Genomic DNA, 15,422 nt, shown 5'->3' on the forward strand with positions numbered 1-15,422 from the left:
CATGAGGGAGGAAGCGGCCATTGTTCAGGCCCGCGACTGCGCGCGTAAATCGTAGAACAGCGGAAATGTGTACCAGTTTTCCGCAGTCCCGCCAGCGTCTGCCGATTTACTGCGCGTGTTCGATCACCAGTTGCACGCGCGTGACCCCGTTGAAGGTGTTGTTGTCCAGCCGGTAGGCCACCGTCGCGCTGGCGCCGTCGAGGGCGTCGGCGTGGTTGAACCAGATCGCGTCGAAGCGTTGGCTGCCGCGCCCCAGTTGCAGCTTCAGATGCTTGCCCTTGAGCACGGTCTGGCGCAGGACATCGAATTCCCCGCAGAACGTGGGGGGCGGGAAGCCCTGGCCCCAGACCTGACCTTCTAGCAATGCGACGAATTCCGGGCTGAAGCACGATTCCTCGATGTCGCCATCGGTCTCGATCACGCGCGCCAGCTGGTCGTCCGTCAGCCATTCGCGGCCAACGGCTTCGAACGCCGACATGAAGGTGTCGAAGTCGGCCGAGCGTACGGTCAGGCCAGCCGCCATCGCATGTCCGCCAAATTTCACGAGCAGGCCGGGGTGCCGCTTCGACACCAGATCGAGCGCATCGCGCAGGTGGAACCCGGGGATCGAGCGGCCCGAGCCCTTGATGTGTTCCTCGTCGCCCGGTGCGAAAGTGATGGTCGGGCGGTGGAATTTCTCCTTGAGCCGCGACGCCACGATGCCGATGACCCCCTGGTGCCAGGTGTCGTTGAACACGCTGAGCGTGTAGCGCGATGCCGGATCCAGTCCCGCCAGCGGCTGTTCCAGGATCTGCAGGGCCTCCTGCTGCATGCCGGCCTCAATATCGCGCCGCTCGCGGTTCATGCCGTCCAGTTCTTGGGCGATTTCCCACGCGCGGTTCGGGTCGTCGGTCAGCAGGCATTCGATGCCGAGCGACATGTCGGCGAGCCGTCCCGCCGCATTGAGCCGGGGACCCAGGCCGAAACCAAGGTCGAACGTGTTCGCCCGCGTGGCCTCACGCCCAGCCGCGCGGAACAGCGCCGCCACGCCCGGATGCATGCGCCCGGCGCGCATCCGGCGCAGCCCCTGGGCCACGAGGATGCGGTTGTTGGTGTCCAGCTTCACAACGTCCGCGACGGTACCGAGCGCGACGAGGTCAAGCAGGGTTTGCAGCGGCGGCTGGGTCGCCTGGGTGAACGCGCCGCGCCGGCGCAGCTCCGCACGCAGGGCCAGCAGCACGTAGAACATCACGCCCACGCCCGCCAGGTTCTTGCTCGGGAACTCGCAGCCGGGCTGGTTTGGGTTGACGATGACCGCCGCCTCCGGCAGCTCCGCGCCGGGGAGGTGGTGGTCGGTCACCACCACGTCGATGCCGAGCGCATTGGCCGCCGCCACGCCGTCGACCGATGCAATGCCGTTGTCGACGGTGACGATGACGTCCGGCTGCTGCTGGGCGGCCAGCGCCACGATCTCGGGCGTCAGCCCGTAGCCGTACTCGAAGCGGTTTGGTACGATGAAATCCACGCGCGCGCCGAGCATCCGCAGCCCGCGCACGCCCACGGCGCAGGCCGTGGCGCCGTCGCAGTCGTAGTCGGCCACGATCAGCAGCTTGCGGTTGGCGGCGATGGCATCGGCCAGATACTCGGCCGCGTGGCCGATGCCCTTCATCGTCGTGGGCGGTGTCAGTTCCGGCAGTTCGGTGGCCAGTTCGGACGGATGCAGCACGCCGCGCGCCGACAGGATGCGGGCCAGCGTGGGGTGCAGGCCCGACTTGGCCAGCACATCGGCGTGGGGTTCGGAATAAGAGCGGATGGCGATCCGGGTCATGGTCGTTCGTCCAGAAAAGCGGGCGCGAAAGCGGAAAACGCGCGGATCAGGCCACCATGGCCAAGTCGGAAAGCAGGGCGCGCCAGTCGCCGCGCGCGCCCATGCCACGCCAGAACTTGCGCAGGTCGGCACGCCGCACGGTGAACTCGGCGTAGTGGTTGTCGCCGCCCAGCACGAGGGTGACGCCCATGATGCGGCCATCGGCCAAGGCCGCCAGTACCGGGGTGAACCACTCGGCGTCGAGTGCGTGCATGCGCTCAAGCCAGAGGCCCCAGTCCTGGGCGATATGGGCCTCGGTGGCGGTGTCGAGCATCGCCATGACATGGCCGTCGGCTTTCGCAATTTCCTCGAATTTGGCTGGCTGCGGGTCAAGCAGGCTATCGCTGGCGAGGGCCAGGCCAGCCAGGAACGGGTCGTCCGTCAGCACGGCGTCGGCCAGCCGGTTGACGAGGCTCAGCTTGCCCCCGCCGTGGAGCCACACTGAATTGATGGTCAGGCGGCCCTCGGCCTCGCGCGCCTGGTTGACCGGATGGTCGTGCCAGGTCATCTGGATCTCGTTCTGGAGGCGTCGCCAGTCGCGCGCCCGCGCGCCGGCTTGCAGCCAGATGTCGATATTGCGGCCCGTGGCGCGCACCGGCGTGGTGGCTTCCAGCTCGCCGAATACATCGTCGGCCACATACCAGCGGGCGGGGTGGGGCGCGTCCAGCGCAATGCCGGACTCACGGAGCAGGTCGTCGATGGCGGCGCGCAGCGCAGCGGCCTCGTCGGGGCGGATCTCAAGCTGGTCCGGATGCATCAACACAAGGTGATCCCGCGCCGCGTGGATATGAACCGGCTGGAGGCAGGCCCAGCCCTGATCGCCGTTCTCTTCCCGGATCAGGGCGGCGGCAGGCGGCGCCTGGGCGGGGTCCGGCAGGCGGTCCGCGGCACGTTGCCGCAGGTCGGCCAGGCGCATAAAAGGCGCAGTCGGCACCTGCCGGGTGTCCAGGCCGGCCCGGCCGGCCAGCCAGCGCTCCTGCGGCAGGGTGCGCAGGAACGGATCGTCGTGGGTCTCGCGCGGGCCCGGGGCGGCGCGGGTGAGCAACTTTCCGAGCGCCGGCAACTCCAACTGCCGCAGCAGCGCGCTGGAGACGACGTCGTCCGCGGCGTCGTTGCCGGCGCCAGGCGGGACGGAAAAGGGCACAATCAGGGTCAGGTGCGTCATCATGGTTGCCGAGATTGTAAACTTCCGGCTGGCCGGCGCCAGTTTTCCGTCACCCAAGGGGGGCGGATGGCCCGCCGGCGCGACTTCCGAACAACAGGATTCCTCTTGAACTTTCCCTACGAGTGGCAGATCGGCTGGCGATACACCCGCGCAAGCAAGCGCGCCAGCCGCAATACGTTCATTTCGTTCATTTCCATGATCTCGATGTTTGGCATCGCCCTCGGTGTGGCGGCGCTGATTGTCGTGCTGTCGGTCATGAACGGCTTCCAGAAGGAAGTGCGGGACCGCATGCTGTCGGTCCTCGCCCATATCGAGGTCATCGCCCCAGGACCGTTGCCCGACTGGCACAAGACCGCCGCCGAGGCCATGCGGAACAAGGAAGTGGTGGGGGCGGCGCCCTACGTGGCCGCCCAGGCCATGCTCACCCGCGAAGACGCGGTGCGCGGCGTGCTGCTGCGTGGTGTGGATCCTGCCGAGGAGCCGAAGGTCTCCGACGTGGGCAACCAGTTCCGCGCCGGCAGCATGAACGCGCTGGTGCCGGGCGGCTTTGGCATCGCGCTCGGCAATGAACTGGCCAACGCCATGGGCGTGCGCGTCGGCGACAAGGTGACGCTGGTGGCGCCGCAGGGCACCATCACGCCGGCCGGCGTACTGCCGCGGCTCAAGCAGTTCACCGTAGTTGGCGTGTTTTCGTCCGGCCACTACGAGTTCGACAGCGCCCTGGCCCTGATCGACATCGAGGACGCCGAAACACTGTTCCGCCAGTCCGGCCCCACCGGTGTGCGGCTCAAGCTGTCCGACATGCAGCGGGCCCCCCAGGTGGCCCAGGAGCTGGCCGGCACGATGAGCGGCGAGCTGTACCTGCGCGACTGGTCCAAGCAGAACCGCAACTGGTTCGCCGCCGTTCAGACCGAGAAGCGCATGATGTTCATCATCCTGACGCTGATCATCGCCGTGGCGGCGTTCAACCTCGTCTCCACGCTGGTCATGACCGTGACCGACAAGCAGGCCGACATCGCCATCCTGCGCACAATGGGCGCCCAGCCGCGCTCGATCATGAAGATCTTCATCGTCCAGGGCGTGGCGATCGGCTTCATCGGCACCGTCCTCGGCGTGCTCGGCGGCACGCTGATCGCGACCAATATCGACGTGATCGTGCCCTTTATCGAACGGGTGCTGCATGTGCAGTTCCTGCCACGTGACATCTATTTCATTAGCGAACTGCCTTCGGACCCTCGCGTGAACGACATCGCCACCATCGGCATCATCTCCTTCGTGCTGGCCACCCTGGCCACGATCTACCCCAGCTGGCGCGCCGCGCGCGTGAACCCGGCGGAGGCGCTGCGCTATGAGTGACACCTCCCTGCTCCAGGAAGCCGCCACCCTCCCGGCAGTGCCCGGCCTCGCCGTGCAGTCCGGCACGCCGGTGCTTGTGGCCGAGGGCCTGTCCAAGCGTTTCCGCCAGGGCGGCCTCGACGTGGACGTCCTGCGCGGCGTAGACGTGCGCGTTGACGCTGGCGAGAAGGTTGCCATCGTCGGCGCGTCCGGCTCCGGCAAGTCCACGCTGCTGCACGTGCTGGGAGGGCTGGACAACCCCGACGCCGGCCGCGTTGCACTGCTCGGCAAGCCGTTCACCTCGCTGCGCGAGAGCGAGCGGAATACCGTCCGCAACCGCGCGCTCGGCTTCGTCTACCAATTCCACCACCTGCTGCCCGAATTCACCGCGCTGGACAACGTCGCCATGCCGATGCGCATCCGTGGCCTCAAGGAACGCGAGGCGCGCGCCGCCGCGCAAGCCATGCTCGAGCGCGTGGGCCTGGGCGGGCGGGCAAAGCACCGTCCCGGCGAGCTGTCCGGCGGCGAGCGCCAGCGCGTGGCCGTCGCCCGCGCGCTGGTCGGCCAGCCGGCCTGCGTGCTGGCCGACGAGCCCACCGGCAACCTCGACGACCACACGGCCGGCGGCGTGTACGACCTGATGCTCGAACTGTCGCGTACGCTCGGCACGAGCTTCGTCATCGTCACCCACGACACGGACCTCGCTGGCCGCTGCGACCGCGTGTTGCGCCTGCGCGACGGGCACCTGCACCGCGAACGCTGACCGGACATCGGTCCTCACCCCAACCGACCCACCGCCCCGCGCCCCCACCATGTGGATCGATACCCACTGCCACCTCGACGCCAGCGAGTTCGATAGCGACCGCGCGGGCGTCACGCGCGCGGCGGCCGAGGCTGGCGTCTCGGGCATTGTGCTGCCTGCCGTGGCGGTGTCCAACTTCGATGCCGTGCGCGCGCTGGCCCATGCCGGCACCGAGGCGGACGGCGCCCCCTGTGTCTACGCGCTCGGCATCCATCCCCTCTGCACACCTGGCGCCGGGCAGCAGGATCTGGACGAATTGCGACGCCAGGTAGCCGCGTCGATGGACGATCCGCGCTTCGTCGCCATCGGCGAAATCGGCCTCGACTTCTTCGTCCCGGGTCTGGACGTCGCCCATCAGACGTGGCTCTACACCGAGCAGGTGAAGATCGCGCGCGACTTCGATCTTCCCGTGCTGCTGCACGTGCGCAAGTCGCAGGACCAAGTCTATGCGCAACTGCGCCGCGTGGGCGTGCGGCAGGGCATTGCACACGCCTTCAACGGCAGCCACGAACAGGCGCGCCGCTATGTCGAGCACGGCATGAAGCTCGGCTTCGGCGGCAACCTGACCTTCTCTCGCGCCAAACAGATCCGCCGGCTTGCGGCGGAATTACCGCTCGAGGCCATCGTGCTCGAGACCGACGCGCCCGACATCGCGCCGGCCTGGCTCTCCGACGACCAGTTCGGCGAGCAGCACAAAGCGCGCAACACACCGGGCGAGGTGGTGGGCGTGGCGCGAGTACTCGGCGAACTGCGTGGCGTGCCGGAAGCTGAGCTGGCGCAGGCCATGTGGCGCAACTCGGTGGCGGCGCTGCCGCGTCTGGCGGCGTTTGCAGACATCATGGCGCCGCGCTGAACGCGTGGCAAGACGCCGGCCGCCGTTTTAACAAACTTCCACAAAAACACATCATTCGTTAACGTTTTGGCGCCATCGCGCACAGTACAAATACGCCATCGGAAAGCGTTGTCCTGGAGGTGTGATGCGAGCTGTGCTGATGGCGTTCGTCGCTGGTTGCTGGTGGCTCCAGCAGCAGGCCGTATTGCCGTCGGCGTGGCGGTGGTGGTGGCAGGCGCTGACGGGGGCCATCGGCGTGGCGGCGCTGACGTACGTCGTGCGTTGTCGTCATGGGGATACGCCTGTTGTCAGGCGGTGGATGTGGCGCGCGGCGGTGGTGGCGCTCGCGTGCGCGGCGGGGTTCGGGTGGGCGGCATGGCGCGCCGACAGCAGGATGGTGGACTGGCTGGACCCCGCGCTGGCGGGGCGTGACATCGCGCTGCAGGGCATGGTTGCCGGGCTGCCCGATGCGGCAAGCCAGGGCACGCGCTTCCTGTTCGCGGTAAGCGGGTCGCATGAGGCGCGCCTGCCGCCACGGGTTTTGCTCACCTGGCGCGATCCGCCGGAGGCGTTGCAGCCGGGGCAGCGCTATCGGCTGACGGTCAGGCTGCGGCGGCCACGCGGGCTGGCCAATCCATATGGCTTCGACTACGCGTACTGGCTGTTGGGCGAGGGCATCGGTGCGACGGGCTATGTGCGGGACGGCGAGCCGCAGGCGGAGGCGGGGCCGTTGCCATGGGCGATTCACGTGCAGGCGTGGCGGGCAGGCTTGCGGGACCGGCTTCGTGCGGCGCTGCCGCCGGATGCGCGCTTCGGGGCCGTGCTCGTGGCGCTGGTGATCGGCGACCAGCGCGGTATCGCCACCGAGGACTGGGAGGTGTTTCGACGGACCGGCATCTCCCATCTGGTCAGCATTTCCGGTTTGCACATCACGATGATCTCGGGCGCAGCTGGCGCTTTGGCCCTGGGGTTGTGGCGGAGGTCGTTCGGGCTGGGGCGGCGGCTGCGCCGGCCCTTGCCGCTGATCTGGCCGGCGCAGCAGGCGGCGCTCGTGGTGGCGATACTGACCGCCTTGGGTTATGGACTGATCGCCGGGATGCAGGTGCCGGCGATGCGAACCGTGTGCATGCTCGCCGTGGCGGCGCTGGCATTGTGGAGTGGCCGGGCGCCCCCGGCATCGGTCGTGCTCGCGTGGGCGGCGGGCGTGGCGGTGGCGATTGACCCATGGGCCGTGATGTCGCCCGGTTTCTGGCTGTCATTCGGTGCGGTGGCGGCGATCTTTCTTGCCACGCGGGAACCGCCGCAGCGGGCTAGGGCAGAGGGGCGGTGGCACAGGGCGAGGGCGGCTGTGGGGGCAACGCTGACGGGCGCCGCACGCACGCAGTGGGCGGTGACAGTCGGGCTCGTGCCGCTGACGCTGCTGCTGTTCGGGCAGGTGTCGGTGGTGTCCTGTCTTGCCAATGCTGTCGCCATTCCGGTGGTGAGCTTGCTCGTCACGCCGTTGGCGCTGGCGGGTGCTGTGCTGCCGGTGATTGTGGCCAGGCCGCTGCTGGCGGTCGCCCATACGACGATGACGTGGTTGTCCGATGCGCTCGCCTGGCTTGCGGCGCCAGCGTGGGCCGTTTGGGAAGCGGCGCAGGCGGGACCCGTCTGGATGGCGTTGGCGTCTGCCGGGGTGGTGTTCGTGTTGATGCCTCGCGAGCGGGCGCCGGATGTTGGGGCGGCAACGCCTTTGCGCGGCGCGCGGCCTGCTCGGCCCGCACGGCGTACGTGTCCGGCGGTGCGCGCACCGCCACGCTGGTGTGGGGCGTTGCTGATGATGCCGATGCTACTGGCGGGCCGGACGCCCGTACCGGAAGGGGAGGTCCGTGTCACGGCGCTCGATGTCGGGCAGGGCACGGCGGTGCTGGTCGAAACCAAGGCGCATGCGCTGCTCTATGACACGGGGCCGGGATACCCGTCAGGGGCCAGTGCCGGCGGGCAAGTTATCGTGCCGTGGCTGCGGGCGATGGGCGTGCGGCGGCTCGATGCGCTGATGGTCAGTCACGAAGATGCGGACCATGCCGGCGGCGTGCGCGAGGTGCTGGCCGCGGTGCCGGTGGGGCGGCGGCTGACGGGGGCGCCGCTCGATCACGGGCTCCTGATCGGATCGGCGCCGACAAAAGGCGGCGTGGCGAGCAATGCTGCGCCATGGCAGCCATGCGAGGCTGGCGCGGCATGGACGTGGAATGGCGTGCGCTTCGTCATCCTGCATCCGTCAGTGTCGGACCTCGGCAGCGCGCGGCTGGCGAGCAATGCACGCAGTTGCGTGTTGCGCGTGGCCACGGCGCACCGCAGCTTGCTGCTGACTGGCGACATTGGCGTGCGCGAGGAACAGGGGTTGATTGCCGCGGTGCCGCCGGAGGATCTGCGTGCCGATGTCCTGCTGGTGCCGCACCATGGCAGCGGCACGTCGTCGGGCGCGGCGTTCCTGCGTGCGGTGCAGCCAGAGGCGGCGGTGTTTCAGCTCGGATATGGCAACCGCTACCGGCATCCGCGCGACGATGTCTGGCGGCGGTATGGGCGCCAAGGCATCGCGCGGTATCGGACGGATGAAACGGGCGCGGTGTCGATCGTCACGGCGGGGCCGCGACTGGCGATTTCGTCATTCCGGCAGCGGGAGCGGCGGTACTGGCGCGATGCACCGGCGGCGCCGCGTTAGGCGTCGGCGCCAGCCCGGGTTGTCTCGGGAGGGCGGGAGGCGTCAGCTGCGCGAACCAGCGCGCGCGGTCTTCGGCGTCTTGGTCGCCGGGGTTTTGGCCGTGCCGCCGGTGCCGCCGGTGGCAGCCGCCACCGCTTCGCGGGACGCCGGCGCCTCAGGCGCGGCGCCGCCGATGCGGCGCTCGCGCAGGTGCGCCTTGGCACGTTGCAGGCCGGCCGCGACGGTGTCAGCGCGCTCCAGCGCCACGCCGGCAGCGAGCACGTCGCCGAGTACGAGGTGGCTGATGCGGGAGGTCATTGGCGTGTAGACCTCGCTGTCTTCCTCGACGTCGGAGAACACGCAGACGTCGGCCAGCCGGGCCAGCGGCGAGCCGCTGTGGGTCAGCGCCAGCACGCTTGCGCCGCTGGCGCGGGCGAGCGTGGCGGCGGTCAGCATGTCCCAGGTGCGGCCGCTGTTGGAGACCAGCACCGCCACGTCGCCAGGGCGCAGCAACGCGGCGGACATGCTGAAGACATGCGGGTCCGAGTAGGCCGTGGTGGGAATGCCTAGGCGGAAGAATTTGTGCTGGATATCGAGCGCGACGATGCCGGAGTTGCCGCAGCCATAAAACTCGATGCGGCGCGCGCTGGCCAGCAGGCGGATGCCGTGCTCGATCTGGTCGGCCGACAGCGCGTTGCGGACCGCCATCAGTGTGGCGATGGTGCGGTCGAAGACCTTGCCGGCGATGTCGGCCGGGCGGTCGTCGGCCTCCACGTCCTGGTGGACGAACGGCGTGCCGCCGCCCAGGTTCTGGGCGAACTGGAGTTTGAACTCCTTGAAGCCGTCGTAGCCCAGCGCGGCGCAGAAGCGGGCGATGGTCGGCTGCGAGACGCCGGCGCGTTCGGCCAGTTCGGGCATCGACAGGCGAATCACGCTGGCGCCGTGGCGGGTGACGTAGTCAGCCAGACGGCGTTCTGACGGACGGAGCGTGTCGTAGACGGCAAGGATTCGGTCGCGCATGGCGGTGCGGGTCTCGGTTGGCCATCGGCGTGGCCATTCTGGGGATTGAAGATGTAGAGATTCTACACAGAATGACATGGGGATCGATCGGTAATCGTGGGCATGCCCCCTTAGGGCTTTCCCGTATTTGCGTCGACAGCATCATATTTTCGCGAGAAAGCGGCTTCCGGCAGGCGGGAGGCCAAGGCTATAATGTAGAAAATCTACATATCGACGGGCGGTTCTTTGCCCGGCGCTCCCCACGAGGAACATTGTCGCCATGACCCAATCCGTTCACGCCAAGGTGTCGGCCGTTACGCAACGCGTTGTCGAGCGCAGCCGCGCGAGCCGCGCCGCCTATCTGGCGCGCTGCGAGCGGGCACAGCGGGAACTCGGCCCGCTGCGCGGCATGTCGTGCGCGAATCTGGCGCACGGTTACGCCGCGCTGCCGGCCGACGACAAGCTCAAGCTTCGCGTCGAGCACGCCCCGAACCTCGGCATCGTGACCGCGTACAACGACATGCTGTCGGCCCACCAGCCGTACGAGCGGTATCCGAACGTGATTCGCGAGGCGGCGCGAGCGGTGGGTGGCGTGGCCCAGGTGGCGGGCGGCGTGCCGGCGATGTGCGATGGCATCACGCAAGGCAACGCTGGCATGGAGCTGTCGCTGTTCTCGCGCGACGCCATTGCCATGGGTACGGCGGTCGCGCTCTCGCACAACACCTTCGATGCCGCGCTGATGCTCGGCGTGTGCGACAAGATCGTGCCGGGCCTGCTGATGGGGGCGCTCCAGTTCGGCCACCTGCCCATCGTCTTCGTGCCCGCTGGGCCGATGGCGACCGGTCTCTCGAACAAGGAAAAGGCGCGCGTGCGCCAGCTCTACGCCACGGGTCAGGTTGGTCGCGATGTCTTGCTTGAGGCCGAATGCGCCGCCTACCACGGCGCCGGCACCTGCACCTTCTACGGCACGGCCAACAGCAACCAGTTCCTGATGGAAATCATGGGCTTGCACATGCCGGGCTCGGCCTTCGTGCACCCGGACAGCGGACTGCGCGACGCGCTGACGGCGGCCGCGGCACAGCGCGCGCTGGCGCTGATCGCGCGCGGCAACGCGTACACGCCGCTCGCCCAGATCGTGGACGAGCGGGCCATCGTCAACGCCATGGTCGGCCTGCTGGCCACGGGCGGTTCCACGAACCATACCATCCACCTTGTCGCCATGGCGCGTGCCGCCGGCATCGTCATCGACTGGAATGACTTCGACCGCCTGTCGGCGGTCACGCCGCTGCTGGCGCGCGTCTATCCGAACGGCTCGGCCGATGTGAACCACTTCCACGCCGCCGGCGGCGTGGCCTATGTGATTGGCCAACTGCTCGAAGCCGGGTTGCTGCACGAGGACGTCCAGACCGTGATGGGGCAAGGGCTGGCGCGCTACACCGAGGAGCCGGTGATGACCGACGGCGCGCTGCGCTGGCGCGACGGTCCGACCACGAGTGGCGATGCCGCCGTGCTGGCACCGGCGTCGGCGCCGTTCTCGAAGGAGGGCGGGCTGCGCCTGATGGCCGGCAACCTCGGCCGGGGCGTGATCAAGGTGTCGGCCGTGGCCGACGAGCACCGGATCGTGGAGGCCCCGGCCCGCGTGTTCGACTCCCAGGAGGCGCTGCAAGCCGCCTTCGAGGCCGACGAACTGAATCGCGACGTGGTGGCGGTGGTCCGCTTCCAGGGGCCGAACGCCAACGGCATGCCCGAGTTGCACCGCCTCACGCCGGCACTCGGCGCACTGCAGGATGCTGGCCACAAGGTGGCGCTGGTGACCGATGGCCGCATGTCGGGCGCGTCCGGCAAGGTACCGGCGGTGATTCATGTGGGTCCGGAGGCGCTTGTAGGCGGCCCGTTGGCGCGGGTGCGCGATGGCGACTGGATTCGTGTGGATGCCGTAGTCGGCACATTGACCCTGGTCGGCGATGCCGCCGCGCACGCCGAATTCGCCGCGCGCATCCCGGCGACCGCGCCGGACGACGATTTTGCGCGCTTCAGCATGGGGCGCGGCCTGTTCGGACTGTTCCGGCGCCATGCCCGGATCGCCGAAGAAGGCGGCAGCGCCCTGGACTTGTCCGAGGCCGACGCCGCGCCCGCTGTCCAAACGGCCGGCGTGGTCGCACAATAGGCGGGCGCCCAACTTGCCCTGCACGCACTTAGTCGTCGTTTAGTCATCGTTTAGTCGTTTTACGATTTTCAGCAATCGCCGCGGCCAGGTATCTCCATGCCGCGGTGCACCTTCGCGCCACGTCTTTCGCGCCCGAAGGCTACCGACAAGGATGGCCCGACCATCCGACCATGATCGACGGAGCAGACATGATCTATATCCTGATGGGCGTTTCCGGCAGCGGGAAAACCACGGTCGGCCAGTTGCTGGCCAGCCAGCTGCATTGCGGCTTCCACGATGCCGACGCCTTCCACAGCGAGGCCAACAAGGCCAAGATGCACAACGGCATTCCGCTGACCGATGAGGACCGCTGGCCCTGGCTGGCCGCGATGCGCGCCGCCATCGACACCGCCCGGGCCGAGGGCCGCACCCACGTTTTCACCTGCTCGGCGCTGCGCCAGACCTACCGCGACCGCCTGACCCCGCCCGACGGCGGTGTGACCTTCGTCTTCATGAAGGGCGACGCCGGCACCATCGGCAGCCGGCTGTCGGCGCGCACGGACCATTTCTTCAACCCGGCGCTGCTGCAAAGCCAGTTCGACACCCTCGAGGAGCCACGCGATGCGCTGGTGCTGGACATCCGCCGCACGCCCGAGGCGCTGGTCCAGGACATCCTGGACAAGTGCCCGCCCGAGTCGGCCGCCTGCTCCGGCAAGCCCGCCGCCTGATCTGAGCTGACCTGAAGCCGCCAGCCAGCCCTTGGCGCCGTGCCTTCGGCGGCGCCTGGCTGGCAAGCATCTTGCTAAACCGATTCGCGTGCCGGCGCGCGTGACCCTTGCGGGTTTTGCCGGTGCGGATATGCTGAAAGAGCCAACTCGACAAGGCATCGACAAACGGGCGACCGGGGAGACGGCACGGCACGGTCAGTACGAGGCCGGCGCGGGCGCCCATTTCACGAAGGAGCGGCCATCATGGCGGCGCGGTTTTTCGACGAGATGCTGGAAGGGCGGGAGGACGGAGCAGTGGCGGCCATCGAGGCCGGACAGACGCTGCCGTCAGGGGCGGTCAGGGCCCACTACCGCAATTTTGCGGACTGGATCGGGCGGCAGTCCGGTTCGACGATGGACAACAAACGCGCCGAGGCGGACCTTATCTTCCGGCGCGTGGGCATTACCTTTGCCGTCTACGGCGACAAGGACGAGTCGAACAGCGGCACCGAGCGCACGATTCCGTTCGATGTGATTCCGCGCATCTTCCCGGCCAGCGAGTGGGCCACGCTCGAGCGCGGCCTGCGGCAGCGCGTGGCGGCGCTGAACCGGTTCATCCACGATATCTACCACGGCCAGGACATCATCCGCGCCGGCGTGATTCCGCCCGACCAGATCTACAACAACGCCCAATACCGGCCGGAGATGCTCGGCGTGGATGTGCCGCGCGACATTTATGCCCATGTGGCCGGCATCGACGTGGTGCGGGCCGGCGAGGGCGAGTTCTACGTGCTCGAGGACAACCTCCGGGTGCCGTCCGGCGTTTCGTACATGCTGGAAAACCGCAAGATGATGATGCGGTTGTTCCCGGAGCTGTTCGCGCGCAACCGGGTGGCGCCGGTGGCGCACTATCCCGACCTGCTGCTGGACATGCTGCGCAGTGTCTCGCCCCAGAACATCGCCGATCCCACCGTGGTCGTGCTCACGCCGGGCATGTACAACTCGGCGTACTTCGAGCATGCATTCCTGGCTCAACAGATGGGCGTGGAACTGGTGGAGGGCAGCGACCTGTTCGTCGAGGACGAGCACCTATATATGCGGACCACGCAGGGGCCGCAGCGCATCGACGTGATCTACCGGCGCGTGGATGACGACTTCCTTGATCCCCTCGCATTTCGTCCAGATTCGGCGCTCGGTGCGGCCGGGCTGCTGTCGGTCTACCGGGCCGGCAATGTGACGATCAGCAACGCCATCGGCACGGGCGTGGCCGACGACAAGTCGATTTACCCCTACGTGCCGGACATGATCCGCTTCTATCTGGGCGAGGAGGCCATCCTCAACAACGTGCCGACCTATATGTGCCGGCGCCCGGACGATCTCCAGTTCGTGCTCGACCATATGGCCGACCTCGTGGTCAAGGAAACCCACGGCGCGGGCGGCTACGGCATGCTAGTCGGACCGGCGGCCACGCGCGCCGAGATCGACCAGTTCCGCGAGGTGGTGAAATCGCGCCCCGAGCAGTACATCGCCCAACCGACGCTGGCGCTGTCCACCTGCCCGACCTATGTGGAGTCGGGCATCGCGCCGCGCCATATCGACCTGCGGCCGTTCGTGCTGTCGGGCAAGGAGGTGCGCATGGTGCCGGGCGGGCTGACCCGCGTGGCGCTGCGCGAAGGGTCATTGGTGGTCAACTCCTCGCAGGGGGGCGGCACCAAGGACACCTGGGTGCTGGAGCGCTGAGCCATGGAACACGCCGATCGCCGGGAGAACCCATCATGTTGAGCCGCACCGCCGACCATCTGTTCTGGATGTCCCGCTATACCGAGCGCGCCGAGAACACCGCGCGCATGCTCGATGTCAATTACCAGACCTCGCTGCTGCCGCAGTCCGCCGAAGTGGCCGAGCAGGGCTGGTGGGCGATGCTCGATATTTCCGAGCTGACCCACGCCTTCGACCACAAGTACGGGCTGCTGCACCGCGACGACGTGATCGACTTCATGGTTCGCGACATGACCAATCCGTCGTCGATCATGAGCTGCCTGCGCGCGGCGCGCGAGAACGCCCGCGCGGTGCGCGGCTCGCTGACCACCGAGGTCTGGGAGACGCTGAACACCACCTGGCTGGATGTGCAGCGCATCATTGCCGAGGGTGAGCTGCGCGACGACCCGTCCCGCTTCTTCGAATGGGTCAAGTTCCGCTCGCATCTGGCGCGTGGCGTGCAGTTCGGCACCATGCTCAAGGACGACGCCTTCCACTTCATGCGGCTCGGCACCTTCCTGGAGCGGGCGGACAACACTGCGCGGATCCTCGATGTCAAGTTCCAGGCCTCCGGCCGGCGCGACGAGGACGATCTCGCTTTCCAGGGCGGCCAATCGCAGAGCCAGAGCCAGGGCGGGGGATTCCGGAGTCAGTCCCAATCCCAGTCCCAGGACGGTAGCGGGCAGTCCCAGAGCCAGTTGCAGAACGATGACCTGAACCGCGAGCAGAACGACTTCTATCACTGGGCAGCCGTGTTGCGCTCGGTGTCCGGCTTCGAGGTGTATCGCAAGATCTATCGCGCCGTGATCACACCGCAACGTGTGGCGGAGCTGTTGATCCTGCGGCCGGACATGCCGCGCTCGCTGGTGTCGAGCATGGACGAGGTAGTCGCCATTCTCGCGCTGGTGGCCAACCAGCAGTCGTCGGAGACGGAGCGCCAGGCTGGTAAACTCCACGCCGACCTGAAATACGCGCGCATCGACGACATCTTCGCCGTTGGCCTGCACGCCTACCTGACCAGCTTCCTGGAGCGCATTGGCGATCTCGGCAACGGCATCAGCCGGGACTTCCTCGTCCCGCTGGCTGCCTGACGAGGTGCCGGGCACGCCACACCGTTGCCGGATCGGGCGGGTGGCGGGCCGGGCACCGGTC

General features: G+C 68.1%; 11 protein-coding genes. 8 read left to right on the forward strand and 3 right to left on the reverse strand.

Annotation, left to right across the window (positions count from 1 at the left end; genetic code table 11):
• Nucleotides 1-106: 106 nt before the first annotated feature.
• Both recJ and AC1DEL_RS09805 read right to left on the reverse strand, forming a co-directional pair.
• A complete protein-coding gene (recJ, locus tag AC1DEL_RS09800) occupies nt 107-1,807 on the reverse strand; it encodes a single-stranded-DNA-specific exonuclease RecJ (protein WP_441592054.1) in 1,701 nt (566 codons plus the stop codon).
• A gap of 46 nt (nt 1,808-1,853) precedes the next feature.
• Nucleotides 1,854-3,014: a hypothetical protein gene (locus AC1DEL_RS09805; protein ID WP_477106807.1), complete on the reverse strand. Its 1,161-nt coding sequence runs from the start codon at nt 3,012-3,014 to the stop codon at nt 1,854-1,856.
• 102 nt (nt 3,015-3,116) lie between these two features.
• Here AC1DEL_RS09805 and AC1DEL_RS09810 point away from each other — a divergent pair, with 102 nt between their 5' ends.
• From AC1DEL_RS09810 to AC1DEL_RS09825, 4 genes are all read left to right on the forward strand, one after another.
• Nucleotides 3,117-4,367: a lipoprotein-releasing ABC transporter permease subunit gene (locus AC1DEL_RS09810; protein ID WP_092292604.1), complete on the forward strand. Its 1,251-nt coding sequence runs from the start codon at nt 3,117-3,119 to the stop codon at nt 4,365-4,367.
• On the forward strand, nt 4,360-5,109 hold the full coding sequence (lolD, locus tag AC1DEL_RS09815) for a lipoprotein-releasing ABC transporter ATP-binding protein LolD (RefSeq protein WP_092292606.1): 750 nt from the start codon (nt 4,360-4,362) through the stop codon (nt 5,107-5,109). The genes AC1DEL_RS09810 and lolD overlap by 8 nt, the downstream gene beginning before the upstream one ends.
• A gap of 49 nt (nt 5,110-5,158) precedes the next feature.
• The gene (locus AC1DEL_RS09820) at nt 5,159-6,001 is read left to right on the forward strand and encodes a TatD family hydrolase (protein WP_092292608.1); all 843 of its coding nucleotides are present in this window, start codon (nt 5,159-5,161) and stop codon (nt 5,999-6,001) included.
• Between the two features lie 124 nt (nt 6,002-6,125).
• Entirely contained in the window at nt 6,126-8,681 is a 2,556-nt protein-coding gene (locus tag AC1DEL_RS09825; protein WP_477125567.1) for a DNA internalization-related competence protein ComEC/Rec2, read from the forward strand.
• A 42-nt stretch (nt 8,682-8,723) separates the two neighbouring features.
• On the opposite strand, the gene AC1DEL_RS09830 is transcribed toward AC1DEL_RS09825, so the two are convergent.
• Nucleotides 8,724-9,680: a MurR/RpiR family transcriptional regulator gene (locus tag AC1DEL_RS09830; protein WP_441643826.1), complete on the reverse strand. Its 957-nt coding sequence runs from the start codon at nt 9,678-9,680 to the stop codon at nt 8,724-8,726.
• 259 nt (nt 9,681-9,939) lie between these two features.
• On the opposite strand from AC1DEL_RS09830, the gene edd reads away from it, so the two are divergent.
• From edd to AC1DEL_RS09850, 4 genes are all read left to right on the forward strand, one after another.
• Nucleotides 9,940-11,826: a phosphogluconate dehydratase gene (gene edd, locus AC1DEL_RS09835; protein WP_477125566.1), complete on the forward strand. Its 1,887-nt coding sequence runs from the start codon at nt 9,940-9,942 to the stop codon at nt 11,824-11,826.
• A 188-nt stretch (nt 11,827-12,014) separates the two neighbouring features.
• Nucleotides 12,015-12,533 (forward strand): gluconokinase, encoded by a 519-nt coding sequence (locus AC1DEL_RS09840; RefSeq protein WP_092292614.1) that lies wholly within the window; start codon nt 12,015-12,017, stop codon nt 12,531-12,533.
• A gap of 243 nt (nt 12,534-12,776) precedes the next feature.
• Complete coding sequence (locus AC1DEL_RS09845) at nt 12,777-14,252, forward strand: circularly permuted type 2 ATP-grasp protein (protein ID WP_441643825.1); 1,476 nt, start codon at nt 12,777-12,779, stop codon at nt 14,250-14,252.
• A 35-nt stretch (nt 14,253-14,287) separates the two neighbouring features.
• A complete protein-coding gene (locus AC1DEL_RS09850) occupies nt 14,288-15,361 on the forward strand; it encodes an alpha-E domain-containing protein (protein WP_092292619.1) in 1,074 nt (357 codons plus the stop codon).
• Nucleotides 15,362-15,422 lie beyond the last annotated feature (61 nt).

This window comes from Cupriavidus sp. 10L43_2 (assembly GCF_056395265.1).

Coding starts and splice junctions, on each gene's coding strand:
- recJ (WP_441592054.1), bottom strand. CDS start 1,807: ATGACCCGGATCGCCATCCGCTCTTATTCCGAACCCCACGCCGATGTG.
- AC1DEL_RS09805 (WP_477106807.1), bottom strand. CDS start 3,014: ATGATGACGCACCTGACCCTGATTGTGCCCTTTTCCGTCCCGCCTGGC.
- lolD (WP_092292606.1), top strand. CDS start 4,360: ATGAGTGACACCTCCCTGCTCCAGGAAGCCGCCACCCTCCCGGCAGTG.
- AC1DEL_RS09820 (WP_092292608.1), top strand. CDS start 5,159: ATGTGGATCGATACCCACTGCCACCTCGACGCCAGCGAGTTCGATAGC.
- AC1DEL_RS09825 (WP_477125567.1), top strand. CDS start 6,126: ATGCGAGCTGTGCTGATGGCGTTCGTCGCTGGTTGCTGGTGGCTCCAG.
- AC1DEL_RS09830 (WP_441643826.1), bottom strand. CDS start 9,680: ATGCGCGACCGAATCCTTGCCGTCTACGACACGCTCCGTCCGTCAGAA.
- edd (WP_477125566.1), top strand. CDS start 9,940: ATGACCCAATCCGTTCACGCCAAGGTGTCGGCCGTTACGCAACGCGTT.
- AC1DEL_RS09840 (WP_092292614.1), top strand. CDS start 12,015: ATGATCTATATCCTGATGGGCGTTTCCGGCAGCGGGAAAACCACGGTC.
- AC1DEL_RS09845 (WP_441643825.1), top strand. CDS start 12,777: ATGGCGGCGCGGTTTTTCGACGAGATGCTGGAAGGGCGGGAGGACGGA.
- AC1DEL_RS09850 (WP_092292619.1), top strand. CDS start 14,288: ATGTTGAGCCGCACCGCCGACCATCTGTTCTGGATGTCCCGCTATACC.